Origin of the sequence: Bacillus cereus, assembly GCF_025917685.1 — a bacterium.
In the GTDB taxonomy this organism is placed as follows: Bacteria; Bacillota; Bacilli; order Bacillales; family Bacillaceae_G; genus Bacillus_A; species Bacillus_A cereus_AT.
The window spans coordinates 1,707,565-1,731,941 of sequence record NZ_CP089518.1; the positions used below are offsets into that span (position 1 = coordinate 1,707,565).

Here is a 24,377-nt window from a genome sequence, read left to right on the forward strand (position 1 = left end):
ATGAAATTATGTGAAAACGTTACAGAATTAATAGGAGATACACCTGTCGTCCGATTATCTAAATTTATTCCAGAGGACGCAGCGGATGTGTATGTAAAACTGGAAATGTTTAATCCGTCACGCAGTGTGAAAGATCGTGCTGCCTATAACTTAATTCATATTGCCGAGGAACACGGTCTCATTAAGCCAGGTGATACAATTATTGAACCGACAAGTGGAAATACGGGAATTGGCTTAGCGATGAATGCAGCTGCTAAAGGATATAAAGCGATTTTAATTATGCCAAATAATATGTCCAAAGAGCGTATTAATTTATTGAAAGCATACGGAGCAGAAGTAGTTTTAACACCAGCTGAACAAAGAATGCCAGGAGCAATTGCGAAGGCGGTAGAGTTACAAAAAGAAATTCCAAATAGTTTTATTCCGCAGCAATTTGAAAATCCAGCAAATCCGAATATACATCGTTATACGACTGCACTTGAAATTTATGAACAAATGGATGGAGAGCTTGATGCATTTGTAGCAACGGCGGGAACGGGTGGAACAATTACAGGGATCGGTGAAACGTTAAAAGAGAAACTACCAAACTTATACATTGCAGTAGTAGAACCGAAAGGATCCCCAGTGTTATCTGGCGGTGTTCCAGGCCCTCATAAACTAGTAGGAACAAGTCCTGGTTTTATTCCGAAAAACTTAAATACAGAAGTGTATAACGAAATTATTCAAATTGCAGATGAAGAGGCATTAACGACAATGAGAAACTTAGCAAGACAAGAAGGTTTATTAGTAGGGCCGTCTTCAGGAGCTTCTGTTTACGCAGCAATTATGATTGCAAAACGCTTAGGCGCTGGTAAAAAAGTTTTATGTATTGCACCTGATACAGGTGAGCGTTATTTGAGTATGGGATTATTTGAATAAAAATGATAGAAACCCCTTAATGGTGAAATAGAGCTATTAAGGGGTTTGTTGTAGGTTATTAAGAGAGGGGAAGCACAATGAAACTATTAAAACCAACAAATGAATATAGTGAACAAATTATGGAATATCGGGAGGCATTTTTACATGCCGGTGAACAACCACACGGTAGTAGTTCTCTACAAAATTTTGCTTCTCTTGATAAATGGTTTGCAAAAGTGAGTATACAAGAAGTAGGAGAAAGCTTACCATCTAACCGAGTGCCGTCTAGTCAGTTTTTAAGTATTGAGAAAGGAGAACTTATTGGTTTTGTGAATATTAGACATCGATTAAATCCAGAATTATTACTGGAAAGCGGTCATATCGGTTATAGTATCGATCCGAATAAACGTCGCCTAGGTTACGCGACAAAACAATTGAAACTTGCATTAAGTGAAGCGCAAAAGTTAGGGTTGAAGAAAGTGTTAATAACTTGTGATAAAGCTAATATTGCTTCGGCTAAAACGATTCAAAAGGTTGGCGGTGTGCTAGAAAATGAAGTAGTTTCTTCTAATTCTGGCGAAATTGTTCAGCGTTATTGGGTAGAAATATGATTTAGTGGAAATTTGAAAAGGTAATATAATGTTTAATATCGAAATAGATAAATGAAAAGTAAGGGGAGTACTGCGGTTTTAGGGGGAAATGCAATGGGATTAAAAGAGAAAGCGATAGAGATGTCGGAGATTTATAGGCAAAACCAGAAAGTTGAAGCTATTATTTTAGCAGGATCTGTAGCGAGAAAGTTAGAAGATGAACATTCAGATATTGAATTACATATTTTATGGTCAGAACCACCAGAGGATGAAGAGCGTCTAGGTCCAATTAATAATATTGGTGGAACGATTTTGTCATATCATCCCTATGAGGATGAAGAATGGTCGGAAACGTATTTGACGAAAGACGGAATTAAGCTAGAGATTAGTAACTTTTTAACATTGACAGTAGAAAAAATTATTTCAGAAGTTATAGAGCAGTATGATATAAATTATGAGAAACAATGTATTGTATCATCGGTTCATGATGGTGTGAGTTTGTATGGAGAAGTAAAAGTACATGCTCTAAAAGATAAAGTTGAAGCATTTCCAGAAGAACTGGCGAAAAGGATGATTTCAGAAAACCTTTGGTTAAGCAATCGTTGGCATAATCGAGAGGCACTTTTGAAACGGAAAGATTGGCTTATGCTATATGATGTCATTTGTGAAGCGCAAAGGGATTTATTCGGTGTTTTATTCGGTTTGAATAGAATGTACGTGCATCATCCTGCATTTAAATGGATGCCATATAATGTGGAACGAATGAGTATTAAACCTGAAAATCTATATGAGCGTATGGCGAATACGTTAATAGGGGAACCGGAGTATAGTGTACAGGAGTTAGAAGTGTTAATTGAAGAGGTATTACATTTAGTAGAACAATATGTTCCAGAATTAAATGTTGCTGAACAACAAAAGCGTATTCAATATGCAAAGTGAAAAAGAAGAGATGTAACAACGAGTTACATCTCTTCTTTTTTTATTTTACTAATTTTCCTAGTACGGGTAATCGTTGAACCCTATCACCGAGAATATGCGAAGCAAGTCCACTCGTTAGTACGAATAAAAGATAAACAAGTCCTCCTGCTGCGGCGCATATAAACACAATGATCAGTGATTCTATATAAGATTGTCCAGGAATAATCCAGCTTATAATTGATCTTAATGCAATTACAACAGCAGACATTGCTGCGGAGTAAATCGTAATTAGAAATACTGTTTTTGCTGTTTCACCAATTTTGAATTTCGCAAACTTAACGATGCAGTACAGCATAATAATATTTGAAACGAGATATCCAAGAATTGTTCCAATTACAGCACCATGCCCACCGAATAAATGTAAGAGCGGTGTGTTCACCACAATTTTAACGAGAATACCGACTGAGAATGCAATCATTGTTTTTCTTTGATAATCAATTCCTTGTAATATAGCAGCTGAAACTGTGAAAATCGCACTTAATACAGCAGAAGGTGCAAATGAAATTAAATATTGTGATCCACCAAGTGCAATTTCAGGATTTACATAAACCATGCGGAATGCATCGTAAGCGATACTAGCTAAACCGAATGCGGCTGGGATAGTGAAGAATAACAACACTTGGAATATCTTTGAAATTTGTTCTTGTAATTCTTCTAGTTTCCCACTTGTAAATGATTTCGTTATAGCTGGAATAATTGTTAATGAGAATCCAGTTGCAAGTGAAGCTGGAATCATAATTAACTTTTGGGCATAGTTCGTTATATAAGCGAAGACTGCATTAGCGGTTTCTAAAGGCTCTCCCATTGCTCTAAGGACATCAGCTACAGTATATTGATCTACTAACGTATAGAGCGGAATTGCAATACCGACAAATACAATTGGGATTGCATATCTAAGTAATTCCATATAAATATTTTTTAATGGAATATCGGATGCCCTTGACTTTAATTCACCTTCGGGAGGCTTTAATCCGTTATATTTTTTCCAGTACAGCATTAAAATAGAGACGCTGGCAAGTGCCCCGATAACAGCACCAAACGTAGCAACTGCAACAGAAGAAGCTACTGAACCCCCTAATAGTTTTGAGACGATAAAACTACCAACTAAAATGAAGACAACGCGTGCGATTTGTTCCACAACCTGAGAAACAGCACTTGGTTTCATATGTTGAAAACCTTGGAAATAACCGCGTGTAACACTCATAGCTGGTACGATAATAAGCGCGAAACTTAATGCTCGCATTGTAAGTGTTACGTCGGCGATAAATTGTGGATCGGGCGTTTTCGAGCGAATAATAAATTGTGATATGTACGGTGCTCCAATAAATAAAATTAAAAATCCTAAAAAGCCCATAAACAACATCAATTTTACGCTAGAGTTGTATAATTTTTTACTTGTACTATAATCACCAAGTGCATTATGTTTTGCAACAAATTTGGAGACGGCAATAGGAATACCAGCTGTTGAAAAGCTTAATAAAATACCGTACCAAGAGTATGCATATCCGTATAAAGCGACCCCTTGCGTTCCAACTAATAATTGAAAGGGGAAGAAGTATATAAAACCTAAAATTCGTGAAATCATTGTTGCACCACTTAATAAAGCAGTGCCTTTTAAAACTTTTGAAGTAGACAAAATTCTTTCCTCCTACTCGTGCTGTCTTGCATTCATCGTATACTACTATAAACCTGCTAGAGAAGTTAATACAGTATAAACCATAAATGTTCTAATACTATTCATACAAAAGTCATATTTTGAATTTTTGAATAGAATGTAATACATAAAAATTCAAAATATAAGTTGACACTATTTTTAATGTGTGATAAAAATGATAGTAATCAATTCGGAAAATAATATTTGGGCAATGAAAGGGTATAGTAGTGAAAATCTCCCTATTTCAGAGAGCTGATGGTTGGTGTGAATCAGTATATAGATTATTCATGAAGTTCGTCCTGGAGCATCTTTCATAAATCTCATATTTTGAGGAAATGAAAGACGGTAGTTTATACCGTTATCAAATAAAGTGGTGAAGATTGTTTCACAACTAGGGTGGTACCGCGATATTTATCGTCCCTACGTATTTACGTAGGGACGTTTTTTATTTAGGTCCTAACTTTGGTGTGGCTTCATAACTAGGGTGGTACCGCGATATTTTATCGTCCCTACGTATTTGCGTAGGGACGTTTTTTATTTAGGTCTTACTTTTGTTGTATCTTCATAACTAGGGTGGTACCGCGATATTTTTGTCGTCCCTACGTATTTACGTAGGGGCGTTTTTTATTGTTAGGGAGGAAGTGAACGTATTAGAAAAGAGTATGGATAGAACAATATAAATACCGGATTGTAAAACAGAAAAAGATAAAGAGAGGAGATTAACAAATGAATTCACAGCAATGGACGTCGAAATTAGGTTTCGTATTAGCTGCAGCAGGTTCAGCGATTGGTCTTGGAGCGATTTGGAAGTTCCCGTATATGGCCGGAATTGGAGGGGGCGGCGCGTTCTTCCTTATTTTCATCGGTTTCACATTATTAATTGGTTTACCGCTATTATTAGCTGAATTCGTTATCGGAAGAAGTACACAAAAAGAGGCTGTTGATGCGTATAGCGAAATCGCACCAAAAACACTATGGCCTTGGTTAGGTAAATTAGGGATTGTAACTTGTTTCATATTACTTTCTTTCTACAGTGTTGTAGGGGGATGGATTTTACTATATTTATGGAATGCAATTACAGGTAGACTATGGGAAGGAAATGGGGCATACGAAGCTACGTTTGGTGAAATCATTTCCAATCCATATTTAGCAGTTGGATCACAGCTATTATTCATCCTTATTACTATTTTCATCGTAAGTAAAGGCGTACAAAATGGTGTTGAAAAAGTAAATAAATATTTCATGCCAGCACTATTCGTTTTATTCTTTGTATTAATCGTTCGTGCACTTACATTAGACGGTGCTGGAGAAGGCGTTCGCTTCTTCTTACAACCTGACTTCTCAAACGTAACATCAGAAATCATTTTATATGCAATGGGGCAATCGTTCTTCTCACTATCTGTCGGTGTAGCCGTTATGGTAACGTATAGCTCGTACTTACCGAAAGAAGAAAGTTTACCGCGTTCAGCATTTTCTATCGTAGCTTTAACGCTTGTGATTACATTACTTGCAGGACTAGCAATTTTCCCAGTTGTATTCGCATTTGGAATGGAACCATCTCAAGGACCTGGACTATTATTTATTGTATTACCAGCTATTTTCAGTAAAATGGCGTTCGGAAAATTATTCTTCATTGTTTTCTTATTACTATTCTTCTTTGCTACTATTACATCAGCAATTTCGATGTTAGAAATTAGCGTTGCATCTTTAACTGCAAAAGGTAAAGGAAAACGTGAAAAAATGGCTTTAATCGTTGGATTATTAATCTTCGTTGTTGGGGTACCATCAGCATTATCATTCGGTTTGTTAAGCGATGTGAAACCATTTGGAAAAACAATTTTTGATTTAGCAGATTATGCGGTTAGTAACATACTAATGCCACTTGGTGTTTTATTAGTTTCCATCTTTGTTCCTTTAAAAATGAAGAAAGATGTATTAATGAAAGAGCTTGGTGTAAGTAAAAATAAAGGCTATAAATTATTCGTATTATGGTTATTCTTACTTCGCTATATTGCACCAATTGCGATTATTATCGTATTCCTAAATGTACTTGGAATTATATAAAAAGAGAGGTAGCGCATCGCTCTATGATTACGCTACCTTTTTATTGCAGTTCGTTTACCGTTACGAACTAATAGCCCTTCTTAGATAATGAGTCTAAAATATCTTTAAAAAGTATGAAGATGCAAGGAGAAGAGATTTATCATATAATAAATTGAAAAAGGTACATTAGGAGGTGTTTAAATGGCGATTATAATTCAATTGCCGGACACTGCAGCGTCTCATGCAAAGCCAAGTATGGAAATGGCGATACTTTGCGTGAGGTAGACAAGTAATATACAATCGCCTAAATGAGCTCGTATCATTTTTTATATTTGGCTTTGCACCTTATTGAAATGAACCATAAAAAATAAGGGGCGAGCAGAAATGAAATACGTTAAAGCTGCGACGGTTTTACCAGAAAGTTTAATTATGGAAATTCAAAAGTATATACAAGGTGAAACAATTTACATTCCAAAACAAGAAACAAAACATTATAAATGGGGTACACGATCTGGAGGAAGAAAACAGCTGGATGAAAGAAATAAAGCAATTAAAGAAGCATTTAAAAGCGGAAGTGCTATTCATCAACTTGCAGAAGAGTATTTTCTTTCCGGAGAAACGATTAAAAAGATAGTGTATTCTAAATGAAGATAAAAGAGTCTAGTTCAAATATTATTTTGAACTAGACTCTTTTTGCTTTGTATGTATCGGATATATTGTGTATGAATGGGCAAGATAATAGAAAAAATGTGCCGTTTTTTTACTAGAATATAGAGCATTTGAGTGGAAAGCAGAAAGGTGAGCATATATGAATCATTTAGGACAAATAACGATAGAACTATTTTTTGGTTTTTTTGTTCTATTGGTTGCTACAAAAATATTAGGGAAAACACAAATATCGCAGTTAACGCCTTTTGATTTTATTTCTGCTATTGTTCTCGGAGAATTGGTCGGAAATACTATATATGACCCGAAAATAAAAGTATGGTCTATTTTATATGCAGTACTTGTATGGGTAGTGTTAATTTATATTATAGAAGTAATAACGCAAAAATTTAGAGGGACGAGAAGTTTTTTTGAAGGCTCTCCGTCAATCATTATCCGTAATGGATATATTGACCGGGAACAACTAAGTTCAAATCATTTGGACATAAACCAATTACAGCAAATGCTACGGCAGCAAAAAGATATTTTTTCAATCCGGGAAGTTGAGTTTATGATTTTGGAACCTAACGGAAACGTAAGTGTTCTGAAAAAAAGTAAATATGAATCTCCCACTATAAATGATTTAAGTTTAAAAAATAAGCCTGTATACTTACCGATTTCATTAATTAGTGATGGAAAAGTAGTGAAAGATAATTTGAGGGAAGCAGGTTTTGATGAAGGATGGCTTTATAAACAAATAAAACAAAAAGGGATTACTAAATTTGAGGATGTATTATATGCAGAATGGAAAACAGATGATGGTTTCTTTTGTCAGGAAATGCAGCGGTAGAGAATAATCGATGTATGTAATATTCTTTTCTAAGTTATCTTTTACATATCAAAAAACGTAATCATTGTATACAATAAAATTAGATCAACAATTTGTATGGAGTGATAAAGATGGAAGCTTTTATTAGAAGTGATCAATATAATTTTATAAAGTCACAAGCTTATATTTTAGCAAATGGACATGCGACGGCAAATGATAGAGGAGTAATTCAAGCGTTAAAATCACTTGCAATTGAAAAGATACTACATGTATTTGAGAATTTAACGGATGAACAAAAAGAGTTAATTGATACGGTATTAACAGTTAAAAATAGAGAAGATGCAGAATCATTTTTAATGAAAATAAATCCGTATGTAATTCCGTTTCAGGAAGTTACAGCACAAACGTTAAAAAAACTATTCCCTAAAGCAAAAAAATTAAAACTGCCTGATATGGAAGAACTGGATATGAAAGAATTATCTTATTTAAGCTGGATTGACAAGGGATCAAGCAGGAAATTTATTATAGCGAAAAATGATAAAAATAAGTTTGTTGGTCTGCAAGGAACATTTCAAAGTTTAAATAAAAAAAGCATTTGTTCATTATGTCATGGGCATGAAGAAGTAGGAATGTTTTTAGTTGAAATTAAAGGTGATGTACAAGGAACTTTTGTTAAAAAGGGAAACTATATTTGCAAAGATGGTGTAGCTTGCAATCATAATATGAAATCGCTTGATAAATTACAGGATTTTATTGAGAGACTAAAGAAATAAAATAGAAGACCTCTAGTATTTAAACTGGAGGTTTTTATTTTTTGAAGAAGAAGTAATAGGCTCCTTTGTAGATGTAGATTTATAAAAAAAGTTAGGTCATTTATAATAAAATGTGATAAAAATATCTATTTGGATACAGTCGCTTATATGCAAGGAGGTAAAACATGGATTCCATTTTAGCGAAAGAAGTGGTATTAAAAGTGAAACGGTGGCCTAAAGATACGATTGCAGCGGGGCGTTGTCATACTGTTGGCCTAAAATCGGATGGCACGATGATAGCAGTGGGCCGAAATAAAGAAGGAGAATGTAATGTAAGTGGCTGGCGTGATATTGTATCGGTCGCAGCGGGCAATGTCCATATGGCGACGAACACGGGTAATGCTCATACAATCGGTCTTAAATGTGACAGTACTGTGGTAGCAGTGGGTTGGAATAAGCATGACCAATGTGATGTAAACGATTGGCATAATATTGTATCGGTTGCGGCGGGATGGCGCCGTACCATTGGTCTTAAAGCGGATGGCACGGTGATAGCAGTGGGCCGAAATAAAGAAGGAGAATGTAATGTAAGTGGCTGGTGTGATATTGTGGCGGTCGCGGTGGGTGACTGGCATACAGTCGGTCTTAAATTGGACGGAACGGTGACGACTGTGGGTAATAATCGATATGGCCAATGCAATGTAAGTGGCTGGCGTGGTATGGTGGCGTTGGCGGCAGGTTATCTTCATACTGTGGGTCTGAAATCGGATGGCACGGTGATGGCTGTCGGTAATAATAAACATGGTCAATGTGATGTAAGCAGCTGGCGTGATATTGTGGAAATAGCGGCAGGGAGTAAGCATACAGTCGCTCTTAAATCAGATGGTACTGTAGTGGCAATGGGTTCGAATGAGTATGGTCAATGTAATGTAAGCAATTGGAGTGATATTGTAGCGATAGCGGCGGGGTGTGCACATACCGTCGGCCTTACATCTGACGGCACGGTGGTAGCAGTAGGTGATAATACATACGGTCAATGCGACGTAAGTAGCTGGTGTAACATCCGATTGCCTGGCAAATAGTTAATTTACAATAAATCACTAGTAATATTATTCTATTTTAGGAGTAATTATGGAATAGGATATGTAGATAAGAATCCCTTTTTAAAAGAGGTTCTTATTTTTTTCCGTAAAATGAGTGTCAAAATGGAACTTTTTAAAGCTAAAGTAGAAGATATAATTTATAAATAAAGCATGAGAGGTGAAGGATTGTTTAAAAAGCTTTTATTTTCTTTACCAGATATTTTACTTGTGTGTATTGTTTTCTACATAACATATACAAAAACTTTTAGTTTTGGACAGACGTTAGTAATTTCAATTGCAATCGGAATTATTGGTGGTCTTGTTATAAGAATTTGTAAGGATGTATTCACGTATATAAGGTGGACAATTAAACAGAGGAAATCTTGAATATGTTTAACACCTATTAGGAGGAGCGGAAATGACTAATAAAAAGAATAGAGTGAAAAACGAAATAGCACTTTGGACATTAACAGCAGTTGTTCTTTTAATTGTATGGTACTTTTTTCAAAGATAAAAACGCATCGTACTTAAAAGAGCACGATGCGTTTTTATTATTTTTTCTGCCAATTTTCTTGAATAAAGTCTTCACGGCCAGATTCTTTACGCTCTAAAGCATATTTCTCTGGATTCTTTTTATAGAAATGTTGGTGGTACTCTTCTGCTTCATAAAAAGGTGCAGCAGGAAGAATTTCAGTCACAATAGGATCTTTAAACATACCGCTTTCTGCTAGCGTTTGCTTCGATTTTTCAGCAAGCTCTTTTTGTGTTTCATTATGATAAAAAATTGCTGTGCGGTAAGAGGGACCACGGTCAAAAAATTGTCCGCCATCATCAGTCGGATCGATTTGTGGCCAATATAAATCTAGTAATTTTTGATACGGGAAAATAGAAGGATCAAATGTAATTTGGACGACTTCTAAATGTCCAGATGTCCCTGATTTTACTTGTTCATATGTTGGATTTTCTATATGACCTCCTGCATAACCAGAAATGACTTTTTGAATACCAGGAAGCTCATCAAATGGTTTTACCATGCACCAAAAGCAGCCACCAGCGAAGGTTGCGAGTTCGTATGTTTTTTCGGACATTGCTGTAATCCTCCTAAATATATATGTTTTATATAGTATTATATAAATTGTTTTATTGCGCAATAAAAAAGATTTGAAAATATATGTTTTTTATAAACAAGATCCTCCGCTCACATCAATCAATTGACCAGTAACCCAGCGGCTGTCTGGGGAAGCAAGAAATGCAGCAGTATCGGCAATGTCTTCAACTTCACCTAAGCGATTGAAGGCGGAAATAGTAGTAGCATACTGTTTCATCATTGGATCGCTCAAGAGTTCTGCGTTCATATCTGTTTTAATAAATCCTGGAAGTATTGCATTCACTGTTATTCCTTGTGCTCCGAGTTGTTTTGCAAGCGTGAAAGTCATCGTGTTAATTGCACCTTTCGTCATACTATATGCAACGAAATCAGGCAAAGAAATGCGGGTGGCAGCTGATGAAATATTAATAATTCGGCTATTATCACGTAAACGTGGTAGTGCTTGTTGAATGATAAAGAATGGTGCTTTTGCATTTACTGAAACCATTCTATCAAAAAATTGTTCAGTCGTTTCTTCAATAAAGGCACCAGGACCGATTCCAGCGTTGTTTATTAAAATATCAAATTGTGTTCCACCAGTTCTTTTTTGTAATTCGTTATCTAAAGAAATATAAAGGTTGTCTACACCGTGTAAAGATTCAAGATTTGCACCGATAGAAAAAGCTGATCCGCCATTTGATTGAATTTCATGAACAGTTTCTTCAGCATCTTCTTTTCGATTTCCATAATGAACAGCAACTAATGCACCGTCGTTTGCTAACCGTTTTGCGATAGCACGTCCAATTCCTCGGCTTGCTCCTGTAACTAATGCTATTTTACCTTTTAACATAGTTTTCTCATCTCCTCATAAATTGTATATGTTTTTAAGTTGTTTTTCTTTATGTAGTAACGCGAACATACTTAAGTAATGTATGAGTATGTGTAAGAAGTTCATTCCGATTTTGTTTTGAGAAAAAATAAATAGATTTCTAGTAAATAGAATGAATTTTAATTTTTTTCTAAAAACATGTTGACAATGAAAAGAACCGCGTCCTATAATACGTGTAACAAATAAAAGTGAATTAAGAATTTTCTAACTTTATATATTGTATATGCAAAGAAGAGGAAAGTAGATGATTATGGTCGTTTCAGAGAGCTACTCCTAGGCTGTGAGAGTAGTAGCAATCGAATCATTGAAGATCACCTCGGAGCATCGCTTGCGAAAGGGAAACTGAGTAGAGGGCGGCGGCATCGTCTCCGGTAAAAGGACGGAGGTCTGATTGGACCTATGAAGCTTATATTTCGTGAGAAGTATAAGGAAGCTGAGTGGTAACGCGAAACTCTCGCCTCAGCAATCAAAGCTACTAATTTGTAGTAGTTGATTGCTGAGGCGAGAGTTTTTATTTTAAAAAATAGAATAAAAGAATGCGAGGAAGAGGAGAGTAAATGATAAAGATTGTTTCAGAGAGCTGCCCAAAGGCTGTGAGGGTGGTAACAATTGAATCATTGAAAATCACCTCGGAGCACTGCTTTTGAAGTTAGTAAAAAGTAGCGGAGTTGTTTTCCGATAGAAAAACAAAAGTCTAATTGGACTTGCAGAGCTTATATTTCGTGAGAAGTGTAAGGAAGCTGAGTGGTACCACGATTCCCTCGTCTCAGCAATGGATTGCTACAAGTATGTAAGTAATCGATTGTTGAGACGAGTATATTTTTAAGATTATTATACTGAATATTCTGTTAAAAATACTCATCTCAGCAATCGATATAGAAATAGATTGCAAAAATAGAGAGAAAAAAGAGGAGCGATGTGAGATGGGAAACCAGTACATTTACATGAATGGGGAATTTGTAGAAAAAGAAAAGGCAGTTGTTTCAGTATATGATCACGGCTTTTTATACGGGGACGGTGTATTTGAAGGGATTCGTAGTTACGGAGGAAATGTATTTTGTTTAAAAGAACATGTGAAACGACTATATGAATCGGCGAAATCTATTTTACTTACAATTCCAATGACGGTAGATGAAATGGAAGAAGCAGTTTTACAAACATTGCAAAAAAATGAATACGCGGATGCCTACATTCGATTAATTGTTTCAAGAGGAAAAGGTGACTTAGGGCTTGATCCGAGAAGCTGTGTGAAACCGAGCGTAATTATCATTGCAGAACAATTAAAGTTATTCCCTCAGGAATTTTATGATAATGGACTAAGCGTTGTGTCTGTTGCATCAAGACGTAATACGCCAGACGCATTAGACCCACGCATTAAGTCAATGAACTACTTAAATAACGTGCTTGTAAAAATTGAAGCGGCACAAGCGGGAGTGCTAGAGGCTCTTATGTTAAATCAACAAGGATATGTTTGTGAAGGCTCTGGAGATAATGTTTTCATTGTGAAAGATGGAAAAGTGTTAACACCTCCTTCGTACTTAGGGGCGCTAGAAGGTATTACGAGAAATAGTGTGATTGAGTTATGTGAGCGTCTAAGTATTCCGTGTGAGGAAAGGCCATTTACTCGCCATGATGTATATGTAGCAGATGAAGTGTTTTTAACAGGAACTGCAGCGGAACTAATTCCTGTAGTGAAAGTAGATTCAAGAGAAATTGGAGATGGAAAACCAGGAGATGTAACAAAAAGATTAACCGAAGAATTTAAAAAATTAACGAGAGAAAGAGGAGTACGTGTTCCAGGGTTGGCGGAAAGTTTAGCGTAAATAGGGAGAGGAGTTAATTGAAATGGAGGAACAGTATACAGCATGCGATGAACTGCAGAGTGAAGAAGCTACAGGTGCTGGACACGTTATTCAATGTTTGAAGAAATTAGGTGTAACGACCGTTTTCGGTTATCCGGGCGGAGCGATTTTACCAATATACGATGCGTTATACGAAAGTGGTTTAAAGCACGTGTTAACTCGTCATGAACAAGCTGCAATTCATGCAGCTGAAGGATATGCGAGAGCTTCTGGAAAGGTTGGAGTAGTCTTTGCTACCTCTGGTCCAGGGGCGACGAATTTAGTTACGGGTTTAGCAGATGCTTATATGGATTCGATTCCTTTAGTAGTCATTACAGGGCAAGTTGCAACGCCTTTAATTGGTAAAGACGGATTTCAAGAAGCGGATGTTGTCGGAATTACAGTACCTGTTACGAAGCATAATTACCAAGTTCGTGATGTAAATCATTTATCAAGAACTGTGCAAGAAGCTTTTTACATCGCCGAAAGCGGGCGACCGGGACCGGTATTAATTGATATTCCAAAAGATGTTCAAAATGCAAATGTAACAAGTTTCTTTAATGAAGAAGTGGAGATTCCAGGATATAAACCAGAACCTTTGCCAGACAGTTTGAAACTGAGAGAGGTAGCAAAATCAATTTCAAAAGCAAAACGCCCACTCCTTTATATCGGGGGAGGCGTCATTCATTCAGGCGGATCTGAAGAACTCATCAAGTTTGCGAAGGAGAATCGTATTCCAGTCGTTTCAACTTTAATGGGGCTGGGTGCATATCCGCCGGGAGATCCGTTGTTTTTAGGAATGCTCGGTATGCATGGAACGTACGCTGCAAATATGGCAGTAACAGAATGTGACTTATTACTGGCGTTAGGTGTTCGTTTTGATGATCGTGTAACAGGAAAATTAGAACTTTTTTCTCCGCATTCGAAAAAAGTACATATTGATATTGATCCTTCTGAGTTCCATAAAAATGTAACTGTAGAGCATCCGATTGTTGGTGATGTGAAAAAGGCGCTACATATGCTGTTACATATGTCTATTTATACACAAACAGATGAATGGCTTCAAAAACTGAAGAAATGGCAAGAAGAATATCCACTTTCATATAAGCAAAAAGAATTTGAGTTAAAACCACAGCATGTTATCAACTTAGTAAGTGAATTAACGAATGGTGAAGCGATTGTCACGACAGAGGTAGGACAGCATCAAATGTGGGCTGCTCACTTTTATAAAGCGAGAAAACCACGGACTTTTCTAACATCAGGGGGATTAGGGACGATGGGATTTGGTTTTCCAGCAGCAATTGGTGCTCAGCTTGCAAAAGAAGAAGAACTTGTCATCTGTATTGCTGGTGATGCTTCTTTCCAAATGAACATTCAAGAGCTGCAAACAATTGCTGAAAATAATATTCCTGTCAAAGTATTCATCATAAACAACAAATTTTTAGGGATGGTAAGGCAATGGCAAGAAATGTTTTATGAAAACCGTTTGTCGGAATCGAGAATTGGGTCACCAGATTTTGTGAAAGTAGCAGAAGCTTATGGTGTAAAAGGGCTAAGAGCAACAAATTCGTTTGAGGCGAAAAAGGTAATGTTAGAAGCATTTTCTCATGAAGGTCCTGTCGTAGTTGACTTTTGTGTAGAAGAAGGTGAGAACGTCTTTCCGATGGTTCCGCCAAACAAAGGGAATAACGAAATGATTATGAAGAGGTGGGAAGAATGAGTCATACTTTTTCATTAGTTATTCATAACGATCCGAGCGTCTTATTACGCATAAGTGGAATTTTTGCTCGGCGTGGTTATTATATTTCTTCTTTAAATTTAAACGAAAGAGATACAAGTGGTGTTTCTGAAATGAAACTAACAGCAGTTTGTACTGAAAATGAAGCAACGTTACTTGTCAGTCAGTTGAAAAAATTAATCAATGTACTGCAAGTAAATAAATTATAAGGAGTGTATGGAATATGAAAACTTATTATGAGAAAGATGCAAATTTAGAGCTATTAAAAGGGAAAACAGTTGCGGTAGTCGGATATGGATCTCAAGGTCATGCCCAAGCACAAAATTTACGCGATTCTGGTGTGGAAGTTGTAGTTGGTGTTCGCCCTGGTAAGTCATATGAAGTAGCAAAAGCTGATGGATTTGAAGTAATGTCTGTTTCAGAAGCGGTTCGAACCGCACAAGTTGTACAAATGTTATTGCCGGATGAACAGCAAGCATATGTGTATAAAGCAGAAGTAGAAGGAAATCTCCGTGAAGGACAAATGTTACTTTTCTCACATGGATTTAATATTCATTTCGGCCAAATTAATCCGCCAAGTTACGTAGATGTAGCAATGGTTGCGCCAAAAAGTCCAGGACATCTCGTTCGCCGTGTATATCAAGAAGGAAATGGTGTTCCGGCATTAGTCGCAGTGCATCAAGATGCAACGGGAACAGCGCTACATGTAGCACTGGCATATGCAAAAGGTGTAGGTTGTACACGTGCAGGTGTAATTGAAACGACATTCCAAGAAGAAACAGAAACAGACTTATTCGGTGAGCAAGCAGTGCTTTGCGGAGGGGTAACAGCACTTGTGAAAGCTGGTTTTGAAACGTTAACGGAAGGTGGATATCGTCCTGAAATTGCATACTTTGAATGCTTGCATGAATTAAAGTTAATTGTTGATTTAATGTACGAAGGCGGATTAACGAATATGCGTCATTCTATTTCAGATACGGCAGAGTTTGGAGATTATGTAACAGGATCGAGAATTGTTACAGATGAAACGAAGAAGGAAATGAAACGTGTTCTTACAGAAATTCAGCAAGGTGAATTCGCGAAAAAATGGATTTTAGAAAATCAGGCGGGGCGCCCAACGTATAATGCGATGAAAAAAGCAGAACAAAATCATCAGCTTGAAAAGGTGGGGGCAGAACTTCGTGAAATGATGAGCTGGATTCATGCACCGAAAGAATTAGTAAAGAAATAGATTAAGAGAGTATAAGTGAAAAATATGTAAGAGGGGATTTGACAAGATGAGAAGTGACATGATTAAAAAAGGTTTTGATAAAGCTCCGCATCGTAGTTTATTAAAAGCAACCGGTTTGAAAGATGAAGATTTTGATAAACCGTTTATAGCGATCTGTAATTCTTTTATTGAAATTATTCCAGGGCATAAGCACTTGAACGAATTTGGAAAACTTGTAAAAGAAGCCGTTCGTGCAGCGGGCATGGTACCATTCGAATTCAATACAATTGGAGTAGACGATGGTATTGCGATGGGACATATCGGTATGCGTTATTCGCTTCCGAGTCGTGAAATTATTGCAGATTCAGTAGAAACAGTTGTAAATGCACATTGGTTTGATGGCATGATTTGCATTCCAAACTGTGACAAAATTACACCTGGTATGATGATGGCGGCTCTTCGTATTAACATTCCAACTGTATTTGTTTCAGGTGGTCCGATGGCTGCGGGAAAAACATCTAAAGGAGAAGTTGTTGATTTAAGTTCCGTTTTTGAAGGGGTAGGAGCTTATCAATCCGGGAAAATTTCAGAAGAAGAATTAAAGGATATCGAAGATCATGGCTGTCCATCTTGTGGCTCTTGTTCGGGTATGTTTACCGCGAATTCTATGAATTGTTTATGTGAAGTGTTAGGTTTAGCTCTTCCAGGAAACGGTAGTATTTTAGCAATTGATCCAAGACGTGAGGAGTTAATTAAACAAGCAGCAGAGAAATTAAAAATTTTAATTGAGAGAGATATTAAGCCACGCGATATTGTGACAGAAGAGGCAATTGATGATGCATTTGCACTTGATATGGCGATGGGAGGATCTACGAATACAGTATTACACACGCTAGCGCTCGCACAAGAGGCAGGATTAGATTACGATATGAACCGTATTGATGCTGTTTCAAGACGTGTACCGCATTTATGTAAAGTAAGCCCTGCTTCTAATTGGCATATGGAAGATATTGATCGAGCAGGCGGGATTAGTGCAATTTTGAAAGAGATGAGCAGAAAGGAAGGGGTACTTCATCTAGATCGAATAACTGCTACTGGGCAAACATTAAGAGAAAACATTGCTGAATCTGAGATTCAAGATAAAGAAGTTATTCATACTCTTGAAAACCCTCATAGTGAGGAAGGGGGATTACGTATATTAAAAGGAAACCTTGCGAAAGATGGGGCAGTTATTAAAAGCGGAGCAACAGAGGTAAAACGATTTGAAGGACCTTGCGTTATTTTTAATTCACAAGATGAGGCGCTTGCGGGCATTATGCTTGGAAAGGTGAAAAAAGGAGATGTAGTTGTCATTCGTTATGAAGGGCCAAGAGGCGGACCAGGTATGCCAGAAATGTTAGCACCAACATCAGCAATTGCTGGTATGGGGTTAGGAGCAGATGTTGCGCTATTAACGGATGGACGTTTCTCGGGTGCTTCACGTGGTATTTCAGTAGGGCATATTTCACCAGAAGCAGCTGCGGGCGGAACGATTGCACTTCTTAAACAAGGGGATATCGTTTGTATCGATGTTGAGGAGAGATTATTAGAAGTAAGAGTTAGTGATGAAGAATTAGATAAGCGTAAAAAAGAATGGAAACGACCAGAACCGAAAGTGAAAACTGGCTGGCTTGGGCGTTATGCACAAATGGTAACATCGGCGAATACAGGTGCAGTCCTAAAAATCCCGAATTTCGATTGAGCCAATCTAAAAGAGATAAGGATGATATGAAATGGTGCAGAAAGTAAAGGAGAGAGTGAAAATTGAAGATATCTTAATGGCTCATAATTGCATGAAAGATATCGTTATTAAAACACCGTTACAACGAGATACAGTTTTATCTGAGAAATATGATTGTGACGTTTATGTGAAACGAGAAGACTTACAATTGATTCGATCTTTCAAAATTCGTGGTGCGTATAATTTGATTCAAAGTTTACCGAAAGAAAAGTTACAAAATGGTGTTGTTTGTGCAAGTGCTGGTAATCATGCGCAAGGGGTAGCTTATACGTGTAATTTATTGAAGATTCCGTCAAAGATTTTTATGCCCACAACGACACCTAAGCAAAAAGTATCACAAGTCCAATTTTTCGGTGGTGATTTCGCAGAGATTGTATTAGTTGGTGATACATTTGATAGCTCTTTCCAAGAAGCACAGCGCTATTGTGATGAAAATAAGATGACATTCGTTCATCCGTTCGATGACCCGTATGTCGTTGCTGGTCAAGGAACAGTGGCGGTTGAAATTATGCATGATATGGAGAAACCAGTTGATTATATCTTTACAGCAATCGGCGGTGGCGGGTTAGCATCAGGTGTTGGTACATATGTGAAAGGTGTTAGTCCTGCTACAAAGGTCATTGGTGTAGAACCGATGGGGGCTGCATCTATGAAAGAGGCTTTTCTTCAAAATGAAAATGTGGCATTGGAGAAAATAGATAGTTTTGTTGATGGGGCAGCGGTTAAAAAGGTAGGAAAGTTAACATTTGAAACTTGTAAAGAGGTAATTGATGATATTGTTTTAGTACCAGAGGGAAAGGTTTGTACGACGATTTTAGAACTGTATAAGAAAAATGCAATTGTAGCTGAACCCGCTGGAGCACTTTCTATTGCGGCGCTTGATCTTTACAGGGATGAAATAAAAGGGAAAACAGTTGTATGTACGCTAAGTGGTGGAAATAATGATATTGATAGAATGCAAGAAATGAAAGAACGTTCCCTCATTTATGAAGGATTAAAGCATTACTTCATCATTGAATTCCCGCAGCGTTCAGGAGCACTAAGAGAGTTTCTTGATAAGGGATTAGGCCCAGAAGATGATATTACACGATTTGAGTACATTAAGAAACATAATAAAGAAAATGGTCCAGCACTAGTCGGTGTAGAATTAAAACATAAAGAAGATTACGAGCAATTAATTACTCGTTTTAAAGAAAATAATATTCAATTTGTGGAGCTCAATAAAAATCCTATTTTGTTTGATTTACTTATTTAAAAGAAATAGAAAGAGAGCTATTATTAGCTCTCTTTCTATTTACGTTTATTTATTATTTTCCCAGTATCATCAATTTCTACATCGGTTGAAACCGTTTGTAAATATTGTAGTGCTTTTTTCTTTTCTTCTTCATTTACAGGAGAAACTTGGTTGTTGCGAATGATGTACGGGTTAAATGACATTTGGACATCATTTCCTTTAAAGGTTAAAGTTAATACGCCAGTTTCGGCGCTTTTTCCATTCACATAACTTGGGAATAAAAAGTTTCCTAATGAGTAAGCGATAGGAACTTTATTATAATACTCAAACCCTTGTAACCAATGTGGATGACTGCCGACAATTGCGTCAGCTCCTGCTTCAACCATTTTAGGTACATATTGTTTTTGATATTCTATTGGACGATTTGATTTTTCAACGCCCCAATGCATATAAACGATTACATAATCAGCATCTTTCTTTTGCTCTTGAATCGTTTTTGTTACAAGATCTAAATCATATCCGTTCGTAACGCCAGGCTTATTTTCACCAGCTACCCAATTAAAGTTAGGCATAAATCGAACGAAGGAAAGAAACTTAAACTTTTTTCCTTTTACAGTTAGTTCACGAGAGGTATAAGCATCCTCAGCATTTTTTCCGGCTCCAGTGTAAGGTAGTTTTAATTTTTCGACGTGAGAAATGGTGTCTAGTAGTCCATCTTGTCCATAATCAAGCGTATGGTTATTGCCAATATTGACAATATCGTATCCAGTATTTTTTATTGCTTGTAGTGTGGATGGGTCACTTTTAATCCAAAATTGTTGTCCAGGTACTTTTTTTTCTCTCGTTGTAAATGCTGACTCTAAATTAATAAAAGAAATATCAGCTTTTGTTATTTCTTCTTTTACATGTTGGAATGGATAATCAGCCCCATTTTTTTCGATTACGGGACGTAATTGCCAATCGAACATTGTATCACCAGAGAAGGTGAGTGTGATTTCAGGCTCTTCTATTTTCTTTTCGCTTTTTGAAGCTGTTTTACTAGATTTGTTTTGCATATCAGGTTTGTCTTTCGCTTTTGAAATAAAAGAGTAGTTGATTAATAAAACAATTGGTGTAATGAAAAAGGCTATTAACAGAAATCGTTTTAGTAAAATTTTCATAAATACCTTCCCTTTTGAATTTATCCCGCAAGTAGATTAACAATGAATCTACTAAAAGAAATCGGTCTTTGTATAGTAACAAAAAAATAGCGGGTTATATAGTAGAAATTGTTTGTTAATATTCACAATATTAAGTTAACATATAGATAACCTGTAAATCAATGTATAAACCAAAATATAGAAATAAAGAATTCGAAGGGTGAAGAATGAGAAATGGTTATATTAGGAGCAATTGTAAATGGGATTTGTATTATATTTGGTACTTTACTTGGTAAATTATTTAGTGCGATTCCAGAAAGTATGAAGGGAACAATTATGCATGCAATCGGTTTAGCGGTTACTGTACTTGGACTTCAAATGGCATTAAAAAGTGAAAATTTTCTTGTTGTCATACTAAGTTTAGTTATTGGTACGGTAATCGGGGAATGGCTACAATTAGAAGAAAGGTTAAAACTGTTAGGGGATTGGTTAGAAAATAAAGTTGGATCGAAAGGGAAAGGGAGCATATCAGAAGGCTTTGTAACAGCCACACTTATTTTTGCAATTGGTGCGATGGGGATACTTGGTGCATTGGACAGTGGGATTCGCGGAAATCATGATATTTTATTTACAAAGGCGATTATCGATGGATTCATTTCTATTATATTAACGACAACTCTAGGAATTGGCGTAGTATTTTCAGCGATTCCAGTGATTTTATATGAGGGAGGTATTGCAGTTTTTGCAACACAAATTAATAGTTTTGTTCCAAAAGAATTAATGAATCAATTTATAGTGGAAATGACTGCTACTGGCGGTATTATGATATTCGCAATCGGATTAAATTTACTTGGATTTATTAAAATTAAAGTGGCAAATTTACTTCCAGGCATATTAATGGTTGGAGTAATTGTTTCTATTATATATGGTTATGGTTTGATAATAAGTCATTAGGGGAAGGGATATAGATGGTGGAATTCCAATTTACAAAACGTGCATATAAAATATTGGAGATCGCAGCAGAAGAGACTGAGTGTAGTAAAGGTATTATCCATCCGGTTCATCTATTTATAGGAGCTTGTAAGGAAGGTACTGGAGTTTGCGCGGAGTTACATATGTATTTATTTCACACGGTGGGCATGGATTTTTTAGCAAAGATATCGTTACTCCAACAATATTATGTAAATGAAATAGAATACATAAATGTTGGGGAGTTTAAAGTTTCAAATAAGACGATAGAAGTTTTAAAAGTAGCGAAGAAACGGATGGAACGTTTTCAGCAAATATTAATAAATGAAGGGCATGTTTTATATGCAATTTTTCAAGGGGATACAGTTATTGATAAGGTTATAAGTAAAAAGATGAAAAAAGATGTATTGCAAATTACATCTGAACCAAGAGATTTGACGGTTGCATTAAAAAGATTTGATCCTATTTGTAATAGTTTAAGTCATAATATTAGAAAAGCGATCTCTTCTGATTTTGAAAAGTTGGCACGTTTTGTTAAGAATGAATTTGGTGAGCGTTGGTTAAAATCTTTAGATTATGGATTTCGGACATATAAAGAAGAGTTACCTATTTTTATTGCTGAACAAGGAGGAGAAATCATTGGTTTCGCTTGTTATGATGTTGTGAGAGGAAAGAAAGGGCTGTTTGGACCGATGGGTACAGTGAAACATAATCGTGTGAACGGTGTTGGGAAGACGTTATTGAATCATTGTTTATATGACATGAAGAAAAGCGGATATGAGTATGCAATTATAGGACAAGCAGGTCCGATTGAGTTTTACGAGCGATGCTGTAATGCACGTTTAATACCCATAGGAGATAATTAACTCTATCCCTTTGCTAAGAATGCAAGGGGATAGAGTTTTATTATGTATAAAGCAAATTACTAAACTTTTTTTAGAAAACGGTGTAGAATGGGGAGCGAAAGAAAGAAGGTGTGAAAATGGCCAGCTGGAAACGAAATTTAATGATTTGTTGGCTAGGTTGTTTTACCACTGCCGCCGGTATGAGTTTAGTAATTCCTTTTTTATCTTTTTATATTGAGGAATTAGGGGTGACCGGCACTTCTAGTATTGCACAGTGGTCGGGACTTGCATTTGGTGTGACATTTTTAATGGGTGCGATCGTATCACCAATATGGGGCAAGCTTGGTGATATACATGGACGGAAATTGATGCTTATACGTGCGAGCCTTGGTATGGCGATAATTATGACGCTTATGGGGTTTGTGACGGACGTGTATCAACTAGTCGCACTTCGGTTTTTAATGGGAGCGGTATCAGGTTTCCTTTCTACAGCGATGACATTTATTGCTGCAGAAACTCCGCAAGAACATTCAGGTTGGGCGATTTCTACAATCTCAACAGGAGGCGTGAGCGGTTCATTACTTGGGCCGATACTCGGAGGTTATTTGTCAGAGTTAATCGGAATGCGCCATGTTTTTCTAGTTACAGGAGCTTTCTTATTCCTTTCCTTTCTCATCGTCTTTTTCTTCTTACATGAAGAGAATCATTCTGCTAAAGCAAAAAAGGCACAGCCGAAAAAAGTATGGACGATGGTCCCGGCAAAACATTTAATAATAAGTTTATTTGTAGCAACGTTTATTATTCAGCTTGCAAATATGTCAATTCAACCTATTATTACGCTGTACGTAAAACATTTGGCAGGACCAGGAACAGATCATATTGAAATGATTGCAGGTGCAGTTATGTCTGCGACAGGATTAGCAGTTATTTTAGCAGCTCCGAAGCTAGGACGATTATCAGATCATATAGGTCCTCAAAAAACGTTAGTTGTAGCGTTGTTTGCTGCCGGAATTATTTTTATTCCGCAAGCATTTGTAACCTCAGCTTGGCAACTATTAATTCTTCGCTTTTTATTAGGTATTGCACAAGCAGGACTATTACCTTCCGTACAAACTCTACTAAAACAACATACGCCAACCCATGTAACGGGACGAATATTTGGATATAATCAATCGTTTCAGTTTTTAGGAAATATGATTGGGCCAGTACTTGGTGGGCAAATTGCAGCTCACGCAGGCTTCCAATATGTTTTCTTCTCTACATCATCATTATTATTTATTGCATGTATTTGGGTTTATTTTCATAGTAAGAATGCAGAGGTATCAGAGAAACAACATTTGGAAGTTAGTTAATTAGGTGAATGAACAGTAAAAAGGATGAAGCGATATTTGCTTCATCCTTTTTTATTAAAACTGAAGGCAAAGATAACTTAATGTACCTAGCTCGTAGCTACGGTGAATGACTTTTCCTGTCTGTTCACCACTACCCATTGCGATAAATAAAGGAACAAAATGCTCTGCTCGTGGTACTGCTAATTGTGCATGAGGCGCATTCTTCTCCCAATTAAACAATGCATCTTTATCATTGGTCTGCATATGTTTAATAATCCAATCATCAAATTCAATTGCCCAATTTTCAGGTGTTGTTTGATTCCATTTCAATACTCGTAAATTATGAACAGTAACACCGCTACCGATTACTAAAATATCTTCTTGTCCAAGTCCTTTTAGTGCTTCTCCAATTTCAAATTGTTCTTTTGCAGGGAGGAATGGATTTACTGATATTTGTATGACAGGAATATTTGCTTCTGGATACATACGATGCAGGAGTGTCCATGAACCATGATCTAACCCTCTCGTCATATTATGTCGGACTGGAATGTCTTTATTTTTAAATTTTGTTGCTAGCATAGATGCAATGCTAGAAGAGCCTTTCGCACGATATTTGATTTCGTATAACTCAGGAGGAAAACCTCCAAAGTCATAAATTGTTTCATATTCTTCATCTGAAGAGGAAATCGTTAATACTTCACTTTCCCAGTGAGCGGTAAAAATAACAATAGCTTTCGGTTTATATGTTTCTCCAAGTGTCTTTAAAAAGCGTGTATAGTCTGTATCTTGAATGGCAAGCATTGGTGAACCGTGTGCTAAAAATAGTGATGGCATCATAGTAGAA

Annotated in this window: 23 protein-coding genes and 3 other annotated features; of the genes, 18 read left to right on the forward strand and 5 right to left on the reverse strand. The window is 36.6% G+C overall.

Features of this window, described 5'->3' with window-relative positions:
- From cysK to LUS72_RS08930, 3 genes are all read left to right on the forward strand, one after another.
- Positions 1 to 918 carry a cysteine synthase A gene (gene cysK / locus LUS72_RS08920; RefSeq protein ID WP_097831536.1) on the forward strand — a complete coding sequence of 306 codons (918 nt, stop codon included), beginning with the start codon at positions 1 to 3 and terminating at the stop codon, positions 916 to 918.
- A 77-nt stretch (positions 919 to 995) separates the two neighbouring features.
- Positions 996 to 1,508 (forward strand): GNAT family N-acetyltransferase, encoded by a 513-nt coding sequence (locus tag LUS72_RS08925; protein WP_097831535.1) that lies wholly within the window; start codon positions 996 to 998, stop codon positions 1,506 to 1,508.
- Positions 1,509 to 1,601: 93 nt separating this feature from the next.
- Positions 1,602 to 2,426: a DUF4037 domain-containing protein gene (locus LUS72_RS08930; protein ID WP_097831534.1), complete on the forward strand. Its 825-nt coding sequence runs from the start codon at positions 1,602 to 1,604 to the stop codon at positions 2,424 to 2,426.
- 40 nt (positions 2,427 to 2,466) lie between these two features.
- On the opposite strand, the gene LUS72_RS08935 is transcribed toward LUS72_RS08930, so the two are convergent.
- Positions 2,467 to 4,101 (reverse strand): putative polysaccharide biosynthesis protein, encoded by a 1,635-nt coding sequence (locus tag LUS72_RS08935; protein ID WP_097831533.1) that lies wholly within the window; start codon positions 4,099 to 4,101, stop codon positions 2,467 to 2,469.
- 220 nt (positions 4,102 to 4,321) lie between these two features.
- Positions 4,322 to 4,544, forward strand: a binding site (T-box leader).
- A 301-nt stretch (positions 4,545 to 4,845) separates the two neighbouring features.
- Between LUS72_RS08935 and LUS72_RS08940 the strand changes: the two genes are divergently transcribed.
- The 6 genes from LUS72_RS08940 (at position 4,846) to LUS72_RS08965 (ending at position 9,857) form a co-directional block, all read left to right on the forward strand.
- Positions 4,846 to 6,183: a sodium-dependent transporter gene (locus tag LUS72_RS08940; protein ID WP_016094308.1), complete on the forward strand. Its 1,338-nt coding sequence runs from the start codon at positions 4,846 to 4,848 to the stop codon at positions 6,181 to 6,183.
- A 363-nt stretch (positions 6,184 to 6,546) separates the two neighbouring features.
- Entirely contained in the window at positions 6,547 to 6,810 is a 264-nt protein-coding gene (locus LUS72_RS08945; RefSeq protein WP_097831532.1) for a CD3324 family protein, read from the forward strand.
- Between the two features lie 160 nt (positions 6,811 to 6,970).
- Positions 6,971 to 7,657, forward strand: a complete 687-nt coding sequence (locus tag LUS72_RS08950) for a DUF421 domain-containing protein (protein ID WP_097831531.1) — start codon at positions 6,971 to 6,973, stop codon at positions 7,655 to 7,657.
- A gap of 110 nt (positions 7,658 to 7,767) precedes the next feature.
- The gene (locus LUS72_RS08955) at positions 7,768 to 8,409 is read left to right on the forward strand and encodes a FusB/FusC family EF-G-binding protein (protein WP_097831530.1); all 642 of its coding nucleotides are present in this window, start codon (positions 7,768 to 7,770) and stop codon (positions 8,407 to 8,409) included.
- Between the two features lie 164 nt (positions 8,410 to 8,573).
- Entirely contained in the window at positions 8,574 to 9,470 is an 897-nt protein-coding gene (locus LUS72_RS08960) for an RCC1 domain-containing protein (RefSeq protein ID WP_097831529.1), read from the forward strand.
- 186 nt (positions 9,471 to 9,656) lie between these two features.
- The gene (locus tag LUS72_RS08965; RefSeq protein WP_097831528.1) at positions 9,657 to 9,857 is read left to right on the forward strand and encodes a hypothetical protein; all 201 of its coding nucleotides are present in this window, start codon (positions 9,657 to 9,659) and stop codon (positions 9,855 to 9,857) included.
- Positions 9,858 to 10,021: 164 nt separating this feature from the next.
- Here LUS72_RS08965 and msrA read toward each other — a convergent pair whose 3' ends face one another.
- Both msrA and LUS72_RS08975 read right to left on the reverse strand, forming a co-directional pair.
- Entirely contained in the window at positions 10,022 to 10,558 is a 537-nt protein-coding gene (gene msrA / locus LUS72_RS08970) for a peptide-methionine (S)-S-oxide reductase MsrA (protein ID WP_097831526.1), read from the reverse strand.
- A gap of 90 nt (positions 10,559 to 10,648) precedes the next feature.
- Complete coding sequence (locus tag LUS72_RS08975) at positions 10,649 to 11,407, reverse strand: SDR family oxidoreductase (protein WP_098361796.1); 759 nt, start codon at positions 11,405 to 11,407, stop codon at positions 10,649 to 10,651.
- A gap of 258 nt (positions 11,408 to 11,665) precedes the next feature.
- Positions 11,666 to 11,911, forward strand: a binding site (T-box leader).
- Between the two features lie 67 nt (positions 11,912 to 11,978).
- Positions 11,979 to 12,218: a binding site (T-box leader), on the forward strand.
- A gap of 151 nt (positions 12,219 to 12,369) precedes the next feature.
- Here LUS72_RS08975 and ilvE point away from each other — a divergent pair.
- Genes ilvE through ilvA form a run of 6 tightly spaced genes read left to right on the forward strand, consistent with a single transcriptional unit; the run spans position 12,370 to position 19,270 of the window.
- On the forward strand, positions 12,370 to 13,269 hold the full coding sequence (gene ilvE, locus LUS72_RS08980) for a branched-chain-amino-acid transaminase (RefSeq protein ID WP_071745099.1): 900 nt from the start codon (positions 12,370 to 12,372) through the stop codon (positions 13,267 to 13,269).
- Positions 13,270 to 13,291: 22 nt separating this feature from the next.
- On the forward strand, positions 13,292 to 15,007 hold the full coding sequence (ilvB, locus tag LUS72_RS08985) for an acetolactate synthase large subunit (protein ID WP_097831523.1): 1,716 nt from the start codon (positions 13,292 to 13,294) through the stop codon (positions 15,005 to 15,007).
- Positions 15,004 to 15,234: an ACT domain-containing protein gene (locus LUS72_RS08990; protein WP_044440462.1), complete on the forward strand. Its 231-nt coding sequence runs from the start codon at positions 15,004 to 15,006 to the stop codon at positions 15,232 to 15,234. Before ilvB ends, LUS72_RS08990 begins: the two co-directional genes overlap by 4 nt.
- A gap of 14 nt (positions 15,235 to 15,248) precedes the next feature.
- Complete coding sequence (gene ilvC / locus LUS72_RS08995; protein ID WP_097831522.1) at positions 15,249 to 16,256, forward strand: ketol-acid reductoisomerase; 1,008 nt, start codon at positions 15,249 to 15,251, stop codon at positions 16,254 to 16,256.
- 46 nt (positions 16,257 to 16,302) lie between these two features.
- Entirely contained in the window at positions 16,303 to 17,976 is a 1,674-nt protein-coding gene (gene ilvD / locus LUS72_RS09000; RefSeq protein WP_097831521.1) for a dihydroxy-acid dehydratase, read from the forward strand.
- Positions 17,977 to 18,007: 31 nt separating this feature from the next.
- Positions 18,008 to 19,270, forward strand: a complete 1,263-nt coding sequence (gene ilvA / locus LUS72_RS09005; RefSeq protein WP_097831520.1) for a threonine ammonia-lyase IlvA — start codon at positions 18,008 to 18,010, stop codon at positions 19,268 to 19,270.
- Positions 19,271 to 19,305: 35 nt separating this feature from the next.
- Here ilvA and LUS72_RS09010 read toward each other — a convergent pair whose 3' ends face one another.
- A complete protein-coding gene (locus LUS72_RS09010; protein WP_097831519.1) occupies positions 19,306 to 20,409 on the reverse strand; it encodes a CapA family protein in 1,104 nt (367 codons plus the stop codon).
- A 213-nt stretch (positions 20,410 to 20,622) separates the two neighbouring features.
- Here LUS72_RS09010 and LUS72_RS09015 point away from each other — a divergent pair, with 213 nt between their 5' ends.
- From LUS72_RS09015 to LUS72_RS09025, 3 genes are all read left to right on the forward strand, one after another.
- On the forward strand, positions 20,623 to 21,342 hold the full coding sequence (locus tag LUS72_RS09015) for a DUF554 domain-containing protein (protein ID WP_097831518.1): 720 nt from the start codon (positions 20,623 to 20,625) through the stop codon (positions 21,340 to 21,342).
- A 14-nt stretch (positions 21,343 to 21,356) separates the two neighbouring features.
- Positions 21,357 to 22,223, forward strand: a complete 867-nt coding sequence (locus tag LUS72_RS09020) for a GNAT family N-acetyltransferase (RefSeq protein WP_097831517.1) — start codon at positions 21,357 to 21,359, stop codon at positions 22,221 to 22,223.
- A 116-nt stretch (positions 22,224 to 22,339) separates the two neighbouring features.
- Positions 22,340 to 23,554, forward strand: coding sequence for a multidrug efflux MFS transporter (locus LUS72_RS09025; RefSeq protein ID WP_097831516.1), 1,215 nt, complete (start codon positions 22,340 to 22,342; stop codon positions 23,552 to 23,554).
- A gap of 54 nt (positions 23,555 to 23,608) precedes the next feature.
- On the opposite strand, the gene LUS72_RS09030 is transcribed toward LUS72_RS09025, so the two are convergent.
- The gene (locus tag LUS72_RS09030) at positions 23,609 to 24,370 is read right to left on the reverse strand and encodes a DODA-type extradiol aromatic ring-opening family dioxygenase (protein WP_097831515.1); all 762 of its coding nucleotides are present in this window, start codon (positions 24,368 to 24,370) and stop codon (positions 23,609 to 23,611) included.
- Positions 24,371 to 24,377: the final 7 nt, after the last annotated feature.

Coding starts and splice junctions, on each gene's coding strand:
- LUS72_RS08990 (WP_044440462.1), top strand. CDS start 15,004: ATGAGTCATACTTTTTCATTAGTTATTCATAACGATCCGAGCGTCTTA.
- ilvD (WP_097831521.1), top strand. CDS start 16,303: ATGAGAAGTGACATGATTAAAAAAGGTTTTGATAAAGCTCCGCATCGT.
- LUS72_RS09010 (WP_097831519.1), bottom strand. CDS start 20,409: ATGAAAATTTTACTAAAACGATTTCTGTTAATAGCCTTTTTCATTACA.
- ilvA (WP_097831520.1), top strand. CDS start 18,008: ATGGTGCAGAAAGTAAAGGAGAGAGTGAAAATTGAAGATATCTTAATG.
- LUS72_RS08925 (WP_097831535.1), top strand. CDS start 996: ATGAAACTATTAAAACCAACAAATGAATATAGTGAACAAATTATGGAA.
- LUS72_RS08975 (WP_098361796.1), bottom strand. CDS start 11,407: ATGTTAAAAGGTAAAATAGCATTAGTTACAGGAGCAAGCCGAGGAATT.
- msrA (WP_097831526.1), bottom strand. CDS start 10,558: ATGTCCGAAAAAACATACGAACTCGCAACCTTCGCTGGTGGCTGCTTT.
- LUS72_RS08960 (WP_097831529.1), top strand. CDS start 8,574: ATGGATTCCATTTTAGCGAAAGAAGTGGTATTAAAAGTGAAACGGTGG.
- cysK (WP_097831536.1), top strand. CDS start 1: ATGAAATTATGTGAAAACGTTACAGAATTAATAGGAGATACACCTGTC.
- LUS72_RS08950 (WP_097831531.1), top strand. CDS start 6,971: ATGAATCATTTAGGACAAATAACGATAGAACTATTTTTTGGTTTTTTT.
- ilvC (WP_097831522.1), top strand. CDS start 15,249: ATGAAAACTTATTATGAGAAAGATGCAAATTTAGAGCTATTAAAAGGG.
- LUS72_RS08945 (WP_097831532.1), top strand. CDS start 6,547: ATGAAATACGTTAAAGCTGCGACGGTTTTACCAGAAAGTTTAATTATG.
- LUS72_RS08930 (WP_097831534.1), top strand. CDS start 1,602: ATGGGATTAAAAGAGAAAGCGATAGAGATGTCGGAGATTTATAGGCAA.
- LUS72_RS09030 (WP_097831515.1), bottom strand. CDS start 24,370: ATGATGCCATCACTATTTTTAGCACACGGTTCACCAATGCTTGCCATT.
- LUS72_RS08955 (WP_097831530.1), top strand. CDS start 7,768: ATGGAAGCTTTTATTAGAAGTGATCAATATAATTTTATAAAGTCACAA.
- ilvB (WP_097831523.1), top strand. CDS start 13,292: ATGGAGGAACAGTATACAGCATGCGATGAACTGCAGAGTGAAGAAGCT.
- ilvE (WP_071745099.1), top strand. CDS start 12,370: ATGGGAAACCAGTACATTTACATGAATGGGGAATTTGTAGAAAAAGAA.
- LUS72_RS09020 (WP_097831517.1), top strand. CDS start 21,357: ATGGTGGAATTCCAATTTACAAAACGTGCATATAAAATATTGGAGATC.
- LUS72_RS08940 (WP_016094308.1), top strand. CDS start 4,846: ATGAATTCACAGCAATGGACGTCGAAATTAGGTTTCGTATTAGCTGCA.
- LUS72_RS09025 (WP_097831516.1), top strand. CDS start 22,340: ATGGCCAGCTGGAAACGAAATTTAATGATTTGTTGGCTAGGTTGTTTT.
- LUS72_RS09015 (WP_097831518.1), top strand. CDS start 20,623: ATGGTTATATTAGGAGCAATTGTAAATGGGATTTGTATTATATTTGGT.